Genomic DNA, 13,068 nt, shown 5'->3' on the forward strand with positions numbered 1-13,068 from the left:
GGCGAAGCGCTGCTTCAGCGGCCGGCGCGGCCCGCGTCATTCGGGTCGCGCAGGGCGAGGTAGCGCTCGGAGGCGGCGAAGCGGACCAGTTCCTCCAGCTCCGAATCGTGGGGCCGGCGGGCGCGCAGCGCGGTGAGCGCGGGTCCGGGGCCACCGCAGGCGACGAGGCCCGCGCGGTTGGCGGAGTCCCGGGCGGCGGCGGACAGCAGGCTCGCGTCGAAGTCGCGGGTGCCGGGCTCCATCAGGGCGGAGGCGCGCTCCAGGGCCTTGGGGGACAGGGCTTCGCGCACCACGCGGGCATCGTCGCCGGCGCCCTTGGGGTCCTTGAGGACGGAGGACAGCAGCGCGAGCGCGCGCAGCAGGTGGTCCTTGCGCAGGGCGCGCAGGGCGAGCAGGTCCGGCGACATGGAGAACAGGGCGCGTCCGGCGTGGAAGCGCAGCTCCGCGACGGACGGGGGCTGCTGGACGAGCTGCCGGCCCACGACGAGGCGCGGGACGGTGATGTGCACCGGGGTGATGTTCGACGTGTCGTCGTCGCCCGCGATGAGCTCCGGCAGGGGCACGCCGAGCAGCCGCGCGACGGTGTGCAGCGCGTCCAGGACGGCGGGGGCTCCGGGACCGGCGTTGGCGCGCAGGGGCTCCGATGCGCTGGCGATGCGCGTCGGGGACGGGAACAGGCGGCACAGCGCGATGCCCACGCAGGCGAGCAGCTCACCGGCCGGGGTGCGCAGGCCCGGGTGGCGCAGGCCGGCGCGCTCCTGGCTGGAGAGCGGTCCGCGCTGGACGCGGGGGGCGGAGATGTCGCGGCCTTCGAGCGCATCCGCGAGTTCGCGCATCAGCGCGGCGCGGGTGACGTCCTTGCGCTGGTCGAAGTGTTCGACGAGGCCCCGGTACGGCTTCGGGTCGAGCGGACGCTCGCGCACGAGCTTGAAGACGAGCGGTTCGGCGGAGGTGGATTCGGTGGGAGGCGCTGGCTCCGGGACGAGCGGCGTTTCGCGGGTCTCCGCGCCGCCGACGCCCGGACGTGACGGGCCCGTGGCGCGCACGGGGGCCGGGCCGGACATGGTGCCTTCGGGACGGCCGGCGCGGTGGATGCGGCGCACCGGGTCCATGCGGCCGGGAGGGGCTTCCCACGCGATGACGCTCGTGGCCTCCACGGGCCCGCCACCCAGTTCCTCCGAGTCCTCGTCCTCGTCGGGAATCTGGTCGAGCGAGGGCCCATCAAAGACACCGCGCGGGCGCACAGGGGGCGGCGGTGGAGCGGGACGGGAGGGAGCGGCCGGCGCACGGGGCGAGGAGGGCGGCTCCACGCCGCTGCCGGACAGCGGGGCCCGGGCAGCCGCGGCGGGGGGCTCCACGCCACTGGCGGACAGAGGGGCCCGGGGGGCGTGACCGGCCCGGGGGGCGCGCTCCGGACGGCCGGAGGAGACGGCTTCGCGGACCTGGGTGCCACCGGCTTCGGGGCTCGGGGGCCGGGTGGAGCGGGCGCTGGTCGCGCCTTCGGGGGCCGCGCTCCGGGCGTTCGCTTCGGCGTTGGCGCTCCGGCTGGCCACGGGCGGCGGGGCGGCGGGAGCAAGGTCCTCCTCTACTTCGTCATCCCAGGGATGTGAGGGAGGCGCGGCAGGCGGTTGGCGAGTGCTGTCGGCTCGGGAGGATGCGCGGGCCTTGGGCGTCGCGGGGAACGGGTCTCGTGAGGCGGGGGCGGACGCGGCGGCCTTGCGCGAGACAGCGGAAGGCGTGGGAGCTGCACCCAGGGCCTGCGGGGGCACGGGCTCGGAATCGAGCGAGAGGGGGGCACCGAAGGCCGTCGTCCGCTCCTTGGGTGGGGACGCGGGAGCGCGCGGATTGGGACCGGTCGCGGGACCCGGAGCTTCATCGTCCCTCATCGACGCGGAGCCGCGGACGGGCAGGCCCGTGTCGGAAGCTTGCCCCGAGGTCTTCGCGCTTCCGCGCGCGGACTTCGAGGAGGGGGATGAAGTGCTCGGTCCCGGTGCGGCCTCCGCGAGCGAGGGTGGGCCTTCCGACGAGGCCTTGCCCGCGCCGGACCTGCGCGCCGCCGTGGCTGACTCCACCGGTACGTGGCTTCCCGACGGGGCCTTCACGCCTCCGGCCTTGCGCGCTCCTGGAGAAGCTTCAACCGGTGCGTGGCTTGCTGACGGAGCCTTCACCGCCTCGGGCTTGCGCGCGCCTGCCGCAGCTTCAACCGGTGCGGGACTTCCCGACGGAGCCTTCACCGCGCCAGCCTTGCGCCCCTTTGTCCCTGCATCCGCGACCGGCGCGTGGCTTCCCGACGGAGCTTCCTCCTCCACGACCGGTGTTCCGCGTCCCGACTTCGGGGAGGGTGAGTTCGCGCCAGCCGACGCGGACTTCCGGGCGGCACCGTCCTTCGCCTGGACCGGGCGCTTCTCGGCGGCAGGCGGGGACGCCTCGGCGGCGCCCAGCGACCCGATGTCGGTGTTGGACGTCACCTCGTCGGACAGGTCCTTGCCCTTGACGGGGACGCGTCCCGTGGGAACCGGAGGAGCCACGAGCACCGAGGGCGGCGGTACACCGGGAACTGGCGCGGGACGCGGGGGTTCCGGCGGAGGCGGACGGACACGCGCATCGCGGGACTTGCGCAGGCTTTCGGCGCGGCGTGCGTAGGTGCGGGCCCGCTCGGTGTTGTGCAGCACTTCGCGGCAGAAGAGCGCGAGCCGCTCCCACATGCGCTGGCGCTCTTCGTCGTCCTCTGTCGCGGTGGCCGCGTTCTCCAGCGCCCAGGCGGCCTCGCCCATCTGCTCGCGTTCGGTGCAGCGGTCCGCGAGCAACAGCCACGCGTCCTTGTGTCCTGGCTCGAAGCGCACCGCCTGGCGGAGTTCGGCCAGCGCCGCGCCCGCGTCACCCATGGCCTCCAGCGTGGCCACGCGCTCCAGGTGCGCCTTGCGAGCAGCGGACCCCCGAGGTTCGCGCGCGAGCTGCGCGTGCAGCAACTGACTGAGCGCGGGCAGATCCCCCAGCCGACGCGCGAGCGCTAGCAGTTGCTCCCGGGGTTGTTCGCTGTCCGGGCTCTCCACGAGCACTTCGGCCCAGGCCCACTGCGCGATGCGCAGATCTCCCAGCGACTCCTCCGCCGTCTGCGCGAGCACCCTCAGCGCATCCAGGCGATCCGGAGCACGGCGGGGCGCGGCGGCACATGCGGCGCGCAGGCGCTCGGTATGGGCGGGGCGCTCTTCGTCGGAGACGCAGCGCACGAGCCCGGCGAGCACCGGCAGCAGGCCCGGCACGAGCGCCTCCGCCGCCTCCAGATCCTCGCGCGCCTTCGCGGGAGCGCCCATGTTCAACTGCCGCTCGCCTCGCGTCAGCAGGGCGATGGCGCGGGCCCGGGACGTCCGCGCCCGCTTGATCGCGTCATCGAGTGCACGGCGCACGAGCGACGCATCCTCGCGCAGGGACAACAGCCGAACCTGTTCACGCAGGGCGGTGCGCTCACCGGTCAGCTCGACGATCTCCCGGTACATGCGCGCGGCGCCCGCGGAGTCCTGGAGTTCGTTCTCCATCACCTCCGCGAGCCGCGTCAGGGCTTCGGCGCGCGCGGGGGCGTCCTTCGCGCGGTCGGCACGCTTGAGGTAGAGCTGGGCCAGTTCACGCCATGCACGGCGCGCGATGAGCTGGGATTCCTCCCGTTGCGAGCGAGCCAGCTCCGCGCCCTCTTCCGACGAGGACACGGCGGAAGAGCCGCCCGGATCCACGTCGGCGCCACTCCCAGCGGACTTCACGGGAGGAAGGCGGCCGGCGTCGCGCGTAGACGCTGGCGTCGGCGCCGCATCTCCTGGAGGAGGAATCACTTCCGAGGTCGATTCCTCCTCGTCGAAAGCGGGATTCGAAGCGGCGGGCACCAGCACGGTGGTCCGCCGAGGTGCGGAAGCTGACGGCTGTGCACGGGATTTCTCGTCGCGCGCCTGGGGCGACGGGGCCGCGTCCTTCTCCGCATCAGCCTTCGCGGGAGGAATGACCTCCGAGGTCGACTCCTCCTCGTCGAACGCCATCGCCGGAGCGCCGGGCACCAGTACCGCGCTGAGCGGACGCGGCTTCGACTTGTCCGCATCCACCGCCTTCGAGGGCTCACCGGTCACGACCGGTTCGGGCGGACGCGGAGGGATCATCTCCGACGTCGACTCGTCCTCATCGAAGGCGTGCGAGGGAGCGCCCTGAACCAGCACGGAGTCGATCACCCGCGCAGGCTTGCGTCCCGCGGAAGCATCCTTGGCAGGAACCTCCGCATCCGACTGCGGAGTGCTTGTGTGCACCGGGCGCGATGGCGCCATCGCGTGCTCCTCCGCTCCCTGAAGCGACACACCCGGAGCCAACGCCACCTGGCCATCGGGAGCCTGCGTGGCCGCGAAGGACGATGCACTCGGCGGCGCGGGCTTTTCAGCGGGGGCTTGCGCCACATCGACCCGCGATGACACGCCCGACGCCTCGGCCTTTTCGCCTGGCGCCTGGGCTGTCACCTCGACAGTCGATGCCGCTGTGGGCTTCTCATCCTGCGCCTGCGTCACATCGATGGGCGAAGGCGCGCTCGATGTCGCCGCTTCCGCAGTGAGTGGATGCACCCTGTCGACTGGCGATGCCACGCCCGGGCCTGCGGACTTGTCACCGGACGCCGAAGCCACGTCCAGCGGTGGCGACTCGCCCGCTGCTTCCGCGGACTTCTCTCCTGGCGATTGCGCCACGTTCCGTGGAGACGACTCAACCGATGCTGCGGAGGACTTCTCGGCAGACGACTGCGCCACCTCCAGCGAGGACGACTCGCTCGATGCGACCGCAGACTCCTCGCCGCGCGATGGAGTCATCTCCACCAGGGACGACTCGCTCGATGCGGCTACGGACTGCGGCTCGCCGGACGCCTGCGGCACCTCAACAGGTGACGACACGCCCAGTGCCGCAGCGAGTTCTTCATCGGACGTCTGCCGCGCATCCTCCGATGACGACGCGCCCGACGCGGCAGCGGAGCTTTCATCGGACGCCTGCTTCACCTCCAGCGGCGGCGACATGTCCGGCGCTACCGCAGTCTTCTTGTCGGACGCTTGCGCCACGTCCATCGACGGCAAATCGCTCAATGAGGCCGCAGCCTTCGTATCGGGCGCCTGCGGTATCTCCACCGGGGACGACACGCCCAGTGCCGCAGCAAGTTCCTCATCGGACGCCGGCTGCGCATCCACCGATGACGATGCGTCCAGCACCACAACGGCCTTCTCATCGGTCGCCTGCGGCGCATCCACCGATGACGACGCGCCCAGAGACACAGCGGCCTTCGCATCAGACGCCTGCGGTATCTCCACCGGGGACGACAGTGAAGACGCGCCTGGTGCAACAGCGGCCTTCGCATCGGACGCCTGCGGCGCATCTACAGGTGAGGACACGCCCAGCGCCGCAGCAAGCGCCTCATCCGACGCGTGCACCGGCTCTACCGGCGACGACACGCTCAGCGACACCGACTTCTCTCCGGACGCCTGGGAGACAGGCTCCACCGGGAGCTTTGCATCGAACTGGGAAGACGGCGCCTGCTCCAGTGTCGACGTCCCTGTGTCAGCCGCAATCGGCATAGAGCCAACCGCGGGTGGTGCTGGCGACTCCGACAACAGAGCCGTGTCTGCATCAAGGGAACGAAGAGCGCCCGGCGTCAGCGCATCTCCAGTTCCCGCCTTCGCATCAACAACCGCTGGCGGCACGTCATGGGAATCCTTTGACGCCACCGACTGGACCGTTGCCGGAACACCCGAAGCAGGCTGGTCGGTCGCGGGCGCTCCAGCCACCGACGCACCGACCACCACCGGAGACGCCAGCTCCCGCTCCGCCTTGGCTTCGCTCACGCGTCGGTCGGTGTCCGCCATCACGAACGGCAGATCCGTCGAACGGAACGACATCGCTGCGTCCTCGCGTTCGAACTCCTGCGGATCCGAGGCCGCACCCCCAAGCCTCTCGACCACGGAGGCAAACGGTCCTCCAACCGGAGCCGTGGACGCCGCGCGCGCCTTCTCGGAATCGCTCCCAGCGACAGGCTGCCCCCCGGTCGAAGACACCGCCGTCGACTTCGAGCGCGCCCTCTCCGCATCGCCTCCAGCAACAGGCTGGCTCCCGGCCGAGGACACCGCCGTCGGCGGCATCCGAGCCCCTTGCGGAGGCGTCACCACGCGCGCCTTGCCCGGCCCCTCATCCTCCCAGGGGAAGTCCGGCCCTCGCACCGTCACCCGTCCCAGCCCCGCCCATTCGCCCAGAGGGACCTGCACCGTGTCCGCTCGCGCGGCCCTCGCCGACGCGCCCTGCGCTTCGACGGGCACCGTTGGCATTTCCACCACGGTGTTCCCACGCTCTGGATCCGACAGGGCCAGGGCGGACACCTCCACGGTCTTCGTCCGGGACTCTTCGTCCTCCTCCGCCGTCGGCTGTGACGTCGCGCCCTTCGCCTTCGCCTGCCGTTCGCGCAGCACGTCCAGCACGTACCGGGCCCGTGCGTCGTCAGGCGCATCCATCAGCAGCCCGTTGAGCACGGCTGCGGCGCGCGCCTCCTGGCCCGTACGACGCAGCACCCTCGACAGTTGCCGGCGGACCTCGCGGCGCACCGCGCCCCGCTCGGTCACCATCGCCGCGTCCAGCAGGGTGATGACGGCGCGCTCCGTGCCCGCCTTCAGCGCGCACCGCACCAACGCGGCCGCCAGTCTGGGCGTCATCGGCAGCGAGCGGCTGGCAGCAACCAGCCCGGAGTACGCCCGGGCAGCCTGTCCCTCACGAAGCAGGCGGGCGGCGTCCCGGCAGACCGCGTCCACCGCGCCGTGCACGTCCTCTGCGCGCTGAGCCGATCCCGGTCCGCGAAGAGAAGGCTCCGGCGCTCCAGGACCCTTGCCGTTTGTCCCGCCACCCATGAGGTCCCCAGTCTACACACGATGCGCGACGCGGTGGGGCCCTGTCCGCCCTGCGCCGGGCAATCCGGGACTCAGAGTCAAACCGTGTCGCCGTCCCGGAAGGGACCCTCGGGAATCGGGACCCCCGCCGAGACGAAGAAGGCCCGCAGGTCCTCCGGGACCACCGCCTCCACCCGCAGTGGCTGGCCCGTGCGCGGATGCCCCAGCTCCAACGCCTGCGCATGCAACAGGCACCGTGGCGCCACGAGCCCCCCCGCACTCCCCGCCCCGCCATAGCGCGCATCCCCGAGGATGGGCGTGCCCAGCGCCGTCAGGTGCGCCCGGAGCTGGTGCGTGCGGCCCGTCCGGGGCAGCAGCTCCACCAGGCAGAACGCCTCGCTCGCGAACAGCCTGCGGTAGTCCGTCCACGCGGGCACCCCATTGGCCGCGCGGGTCGCCCGCCAGCGCCCGGGACGCGACGGGTCCTTCGACAGGGGCAGGTCCACCGTGCCGCCCTCCGGAAGCCCCGGCCCGGTCGCCGCGAGGTAGCGCTTGCGCGCGGTGCCCTCCCGGAACGCCTCCGCCAGCGCGGACGTCGCCTGCGCGGACTTGCCAAACACCGTCACCCCGGACGTCTCCCGGTCCAGCCGGTGCACCAGCCCCGCCGGCCATCCCAGGTACGCGCCCACCACATCCACGAGGCTCGCGCCCACGCGCCCCTCGGTGGGCTGCGCGTTCAGACCCGCGGGCTTGTCCACCGCGAGCACGTCCTCATCCTCGAACAGCACGCGCAGGGGCGCTGGCGGCCCCGAGGCCTCCAGCGGACTCTGGCCCGCCTCCTCCAGCACCACCGTCACCACCTGGGCCGCCTGGAGCCTCGCGGCCCCGTCCCGGGCCCGGCGACCCGCCACGTACACCGCGCCCACCTCCACCAGCCGCCGAGCGTCCGCCACCGGCAGCCCCAGCTCCGCCGCCACCGCGTCCGCCAGCGCACGGCCCACGTGCGCCCCTTCGCTCCGGAACGTCCGACGCTTCATCTCAAGCCCCTTCCCGCCACCAGCACACGGCCCACGGGCGCACCCTCGCTCCGGAACGTCCGGCGCTTCATCGCGTCCCCTTCCCTGCCACCACGGGCGTGAGGAGGGCATGCGGGCAGGCAGCGGGCGCGGAGGACATGGACGGGCACTCTATGCGCGCGGTCCCTGCCGTGACGCAGGCTTCCTGTTACCTTCCGCGCCGCCATGGACCGTCCCCTGCATACCGTCCGGTCGCGGCTCGAGGATTTCCTCGCCGAGCTGGCCACCCTCCAATATCGCTACGGCGCCGGGCTCGCCCCGGACCTCCCCGTCGCGCGCCTCCACGCCTCGTTCCCGGAGCTGTCCTCGCCGGAGACCTTCGTCGCCGCCAACGAGGCGCTCGCCAAGGCCCGCCTCCGGGACGACGCCCTGGCCGTGCGCCGCATCACGCTGGTGCGGGAGCTCATCGCCACCCAGGTGGAGGAGTCCCTCGCCGCCCGGGCCGGGGATGCCGTCATCGCGGCGGAAGCGACTTCGCACATCCCCGCCGACGACCAGACGCTGTCGCTGTCCCAGGCCCTGGCCCAGATTCCCCGCGAACAGCACCGCGCCCGCCGAGCCCTCCTGGAGAGCGGCGCCGGCAACTTCCTGTGGGAGCACCGAGGCGCCTATGGCGACCGGCGCGACGCCGCCCTCCAGGCCGCGGAGCTGCTGGGCTTCCCGAACTACCCCGCCCTGCGCCAGGACGTCACCGGCATCGACGCCGGCAAGCTCGCCGAGGCCGCCGAGGAGACCCTCCGGCGCACCGAGGACGCCTACCGCGACGTGCTGGGCTACGTGCTGCGCAAGCTGGAGCCGAACCTCCTGGCCCTGCCCGGCGGCGAGGCCCGACGCCACGACGTGCAGGCCGCCCTGCGCGCCCCGTGGATGGACGCGCACTTCCACCGCGAGGACACCGTCCCCGCCGTGATGCGCTGGCTGTCCGACTGGGGCCTGCGCCCCGACGCCGGCGGGCGCATCCGCCTGGACGACGAAGCCCGCCCGGGCAAGGCCTCCCGCCCCTTCGTCGCCGCCGTGCGAGTGCCCGACGAAATCCGGCTCGTCCTCCAACCCCGGGGCGGCATGGACGCGCTGGGCGACCTGCTCCACGAACTGGGCCACGCCTGGCACCTGGCCCACGTGGACGAGGACGCGCCCACGGAGCTGCGCCGCCTGGGCGACGCCTCCGTCACGGAGGCCTACGCGGCCACCTTCGAACGGCTGCTGCTGTCCCCGCCCTGGCTCAAGCGCTACCTGCACCTGCCGTCCGGGACCGTGAAGGACGTCATCCGGCTGGCCGCCTTCCAGGCCCTGGCCGTGCTGCGCCGCCACTGCGCGAAGCTGTCCTACGAGCTGTCCCTGTCCACCCGGGGAGCCTCCGCCGACCGCGCGGACGAATACGCCGACGGTCAGCGCCGCGCCCTCTTCGCGCAGCCGCACCCGGGCTTCTTCCTGCACGACGTGGATTCGCAGCTCTACGTCACCCGCTACCTGCGGGCCTGGGCCCTGGAGACCCGGCTCACCGCGCACCTGCTGGAGCGGTTCAACGAGGACTTCTGGCGCAACCCCGCGGCCTTCGCCTGGCTCAAGGCGCAGTTCGCGCGGGGCGGCGCCGTGGACGCGGAGGGACTGGCCACGGAGGTATCGGGCACGCCGTTGGCGTTGCCCGAGGCGGGAGCGCGCCTCGTGGCCATCCTCAACCAGTAGGGGCGTCACGCCCCCTGTCGCACTACAGCCGCGCGCCTACTTCTTCTTGGTGCGCAGCGCGCGGACGATCTTGTCCTTCGTCGCGTTGGCCGGAGCCTCACGCGTGAGGACCGCGGCGGGCGCCTTGGCGGCGGTGGCCGCCGTGCGCGTCTGTCCGGTGCGCGCGCGCATCGCCTTCATGAGCTGCATCTCGATGACGAGCAGCTCGTCGGCCAACTCCGCGTTGGCACCCGCGGCACGAGGCAACGGCGCGCTCGGGCTGGCAGCACCCGCGCCATGCCGCATGCGCAGGGCCTTCTCCTCCTCGGCCGTCAGCGTGGTGGACTTCTCCAGCGCCGCCTTGACCTCTTTCGCGGTCAACGTGCTACTTCCGACCTTGCGCTCCATCTCCGCTCCCTTCGTTGTGCACGCCTGAACACCCGAGCATGTCAGATGCGTCTGGGCCGCAACCGACGAGGATTGTAGGGGACGCAAGTGGCCCGTCAAAATTTCTTCCAACAGGTCGCCGCCAATCTGTAGCGACCCACCCCACCTGCTACAGCTACAGGCGCATCCCCATCCCCAGGAACAGGGACGTCAGGGTCTGCCGGTCGCCGGAGAAGGGGTCGCCGTCCGCCGCGAAGTTCTGGTAGCGCGCCTCGGCGGAGAGGAAGAGCTCGTGCCCCAGCTCCAGCCCCACCCCGCCGGAGAACTCCAGCCCCACCTGGAGCACCCGGCTGCCCAGCGCGTCCGGGGCCACCGGCTGGGGCCGCGTATGGGCCATGAGCAGGCTGGCCCCCAGGCCCAGGAAGGGCCGCACCCGGGTGTCCCCCAGCGGCACGAAGCGCACCGACATGGGCGTCACCTCCGTCAGCAGCCGGCTGGACGCCAGGTGCCCGCCCACCTCCAGCACCGCCCCCGCCTTGCGGTACGCCCAGCCCAGGCCCGCGCTGTAGCCCATGGTGCGTCCCACCTCCTCGCCCTTGAGCACGTAGGCGCCCAGCGGCGCCACGGTGATGCCCAGGCTGCGGGGCGGTTCGGCGAAGGCCGGGGCCGCGAACAGCACGGCCGCGCAGCACGCCAGGAGGGGGGCGGAGCGGAACATGGCCCACCCCCAGAGCAAGGCCAGGGCCAGGGGCAACCCCAGCGGCATCAGGCACTTGCGGGAAGGGCTGCTCCCCGGGGACGGCCCGCCAGGACATGGCCGTCACAGCCGGGATGGCGCGATGCGTCCAGGCCGGAAACCGTGGGGCTTCCAACGGCCTGGGGCACCGGGGCGCTTCAGGGGAACTTCAGTTGCCTTCGCCCTCGTCCTCGGGCTCGGGGGCGGCCGCGGGGGTAGAGCCAGGGGTGGCGGGCGAATCGCCGGCCTTGCCGCGCGGGATGCCGAAGTGGTCCAGCGCGTCCGCGATGCCCTGGGGCTTGTCCGCGTCCGGCAGGAAGTCCTGGGGCGGCGCGAGCTTCGGGTCCTTGCCAATCTCCGTCAGGCTGGACTCCAGCGTCATGCGCAGCTCGGCCGCCTCCGGGGTCTTCTCCTGGGGCACGCCGATGCGGCCGTCCAGCCGGGCCTTGAGGACCACGGACGTGTCCGCGTCCACCAGCACCTCGCCCTCCAGCGAGCGCGGCATGCGGTGGGTGAAGAAGCTGGCGCGGCGCTTCGTGGTCTCATCCGCGTTCTTCGGCACGAAGGCGGCGGGCATCTTCCGCGGGGCGACGCCTTCCAGCTCAGGCCCCAGGGACACGGCGTACTTCCACGCGGTGCGGCCCTCGTGGGTGACGGTGCCGGCGGGGGTCAGCTTGATGCGGCCCTGGAAGAGGCTGTCGAAGTCGCGGATGGCGCCGGTGAGCTCCGTGCGGGTGCGCTCGGCCATGCCCCGGTCGCGCAGGCGCTGGCGGTAGGGGCCATAGCGGTTGCGGGCGAACACCTGGCCCTGCACGCGCATGACCTCCAGGCCCTGGTCGCGGGAGTTCTCCAGGATGCCGTGGAAGTCGCCGTTGACGCCCCCGGGGCCGGCGCGGAAGGAGCGCGTCTCCGTGAGCTTCACGGGGGTGTTGCCGTTGGGGCCGGCCCACTCGTAGCCCAGGGAGGACTGGAAGTAGTGCGGGCCCAGTCGCTCGGTGACCTCCGCGGCGTCCATGCCCAGGATGCGGCGCGACACCTGGGGGTTGTCCGCGACGTCCTCCGGCGGCAGCTTCTGCTTCGCGGAGGCGACGACCTTCGGCGGGTCCTCCGGAGAGAAGATGCGGGCCTTGGCCGCCTTGTCCACGGGGTCCGAGCAGCCGGTGGCGGCCAGGACCAGGGCGAGGGCGGCGGCGCACTTCGTCAGACTTCTCACGGAACCTCCACAACAGGACGGCGGGGGCGGCAAGTTACGTGGGCCCCACAAGAGCGGCAAGCGGTGGCTTGCGTGCAGCCGTGCAAGGGATAGAACGCCCAACCCATGCAGAACCTGCGAGACAAGTTGTTGAAAGCGGGCCTCGTCTCCGAGGAGCAGGCCAAGAAGACCGAGTCTTCTCCGCCTCCGCGACGCCCGGCCTCTTCCCCCGAAGACAGTCAGGGGAGCGCTTCACGCGCGCCCGCTCACCGGGGACGTGATGAGAATCGGACATCGGGAGGCCCGCCGCGTCGAGACGAGCGCGGAGGCCCGCCGCGCCGTGAGGGCGGTGGAGGCGCCGGAGGCCCGCCGCGCCGTGAGGGCGGGGGCGCCGGAGGTCCGCCGCGCCGTGAGGGCGGTGGAGGTGCTGGAGGCCCGCCGCGCCGTGAAGGCGGAGGCTTCCGGGGACCGCAGGGCGGGTTCGCCGCGTCCAGCCGTCCGGGCGCGACCACCGACAAGCCCATCCCCAAGCTGCCGCCCATGCCGGGCTCCAAGGCCTACCAGCGCGCCGAGTCCAAGAAGCAGGTGGAGCTGGACCGGGCCCTGCGCGAGCTGGTCCTGGGCTCCCAGGTGCCTCAGGAGCCGGGCGAGACGACGTTCTACTTCATGACGCGCAAGGGGAAGCTGCGCCGCATGGAGCTGTCCCCCGTCCAGGCCAAGCAGTTGGAGGACGGCGAGCTGGGCGTGGTGGAGCGTCCGGAGCCGGCGCAGATCGAACACTCGCTCGTGCCGGCCGTCGCGGCCGAGCAGATGTTCCAGCTGTCCGCCAAGGCCGTGCGCTTCTTCAACCGCAAGGAGAGCCCCGTCGGCTTCATGGACGACGAGCAGCTCAAGGCGCAGCAGGCCGCCGAGGCCGCTGGCACCGCGCCGGAGATCGCCGACGAGCCGGAGGCCGCCGAGGCCACCGACGCGTCCGACGACGCCGAGGCGGCTTCCGAGTCCGACGCCGCGGCTTCCGAGCCCGAAGCCGCGCCTTCCGAGCCGGAGTCCGGCACCGAAGGCGGCACGCAGTCCTGATTCCCTTCCCGTGCCCTCCCCTCCTCCCACCCGGGAGCGAGGGGAGCGGCGCGG

At 72.6% G+C, this 13,068-nt stretch carries 7 protein-coding genes; 2 read left to right on the forward strand and 5 right to left on the reverse strand.

Annotated features, from left to right (window positions below):
• Nucleotides 1–14 precede the first annotated feature (14 nt).
• Both OV208_RS22025 and OV208_RS22030 read right to left on the reverse strand, forming a co-directional pair.
• Nucleotides 15–6,806 (reverse strand): hypothetical protein, encoded by a 6,792-nt coding sequence (locus OV208_RS22025; RefSeq protein WP_267575841.1) that lies wholly within the window; start codon nucleotides 6,804–6,806, stop codon nucleotides 15–17.
• A gap of 173 nt (nucleotides 6,807–6,979) precedes the next feature.
• Nucleotides 6,980–7,918, reverse strand: coding sequence for an RluA family pseudouridine synthase (locus OV208_RS22030; protein WP_267575842.1), 939 nt, complete (start codon nucleotides 7,916–7,918; stop codon nucleotides 6,980–6,982).
• Between the two features lie 204 nt (nucleotides 7,919–8,122).
• Between OV208_RS22030 and OV208_RS22035 the strand changes: the two genes are divergently transcribed.
• Nucleotides 8,123–9,643, forward strand: coding sequence for a peptidase M3 (locus tag OV208_RS22035; RefSeq protein WP_267575843.1), 1,521 nt, complete (start codon nucleotides 8,123–8,125; stop codon nucleotides 9,641–9,643).
• Between the two features lie 36 nt (nucleotides 9,644–9,679).
• On the opposite strand, the gene OV208_RS22040 is transcribed toward OV208_RS22035, so the two are convergent.
• The 3 genes from OV208_RS22040 to OV208_RS22050 form a co-directional block, all read right to left on the reverse strand.
• Nucleotides 9,680–10,030, reverse strand: coding sequence for a hypothetical protein (locus tag OV208_RS22040; RefSeq protein WP_120545770.1), 351 nt, complete (start codon nucleotides 10,028–10,030; stop codon nucleotides 9,680–9,682).
• A 154-nt stretch (nucleotides 10,031–10,184) separates the two neighbouring features.
• Nucleotides 10,185–10,727 (reverse strand): hypothetical protein, encoded by a 543-nt coding sequence (locus OV208_RS22045; protein ID WP_267575844.1) that lies wholly within the window; start codon nucleotides 10,725–10,727, stop codon nucleotides 10,185–10,187.
• A gap of 187 nt (nucleotides 10,728–10,914) precedes the next feature.
• On the reverse strand, nucleotides 10,915–11,958 hold the full coding sequence (locus OV208_RS22050; RefSeq protein ID WP_267575845.1) for a hypothetical protein: 1,044 nt from the start codon (nucleotides 11,956–11,958) through the stop codon (nucleotides 10,915–10,917).
• A gap of 519 nt (nucleotides 11,959–12,477) precedes the next feature.
• Here OV208_RS22050 and OV208_RS22055 point away from each other — a divergent pair.
• Entirely contained in the window at nucleotides 12,478–13,014 is a 537-nt protein-coding gene (locus OV208_RS22055) for a DUF2058 family protein (RefSeq protein ID WP_267575846.1), read from the forward strand.
• Nucleotides 13,015–13,068 lie beyond the last annotated feature (54 nt).

This window comes from Corallococcus sp. bb12-1 (genome assembly GCF_026626765.1).
Lineage (GTDB): Bacteria > Myxococcota > Myxococcia > Myxococcales > Myxococcaceae > Corallococcus > Corallococcus terminator.

Excerpts from the sequence above, each read along its gene's own strand:
- OV208_RS22030 (WP_267575842.1), bottom strand. The coding sequence starts at position 7,918 with ATGAAGCGTCGGACGTTCCGGAGCGAAGGGGCGCACGTGGGCCGTGCG.
- OV208_RS22035 (WP_267575843.1), top strand. The coding sequence starts at position 8,123 with ATGGACCGTCCCCTGCATACCGTCCGGTCGCGGCTCGAGGATTTCCTC.
- OV208_RS22040 (WP_120545770.1), bottom strand. The coding sequence starts at position 10,030 with ATGGAGCGCAAGGTCGGAAGTAGCACGTTGACCGCGAAAGAGGTCAAG.
- OV208_RS22045 (WP_267575844.1), bottom strand. The coding sequence starts at position 10,727 with ATGTTCCGCTCCGCCCCCCTCCTGGCGTGCTGCGCGGCCGTGCTGTTC.
- OV208_RS22055 (WP_267575846.1), top strand. The coding sequence starts at position 12,478 with ATGCCGGGCTCCAAGGCCTACCAGCGCGCCGAGTCCAAGAAGCAGGTG.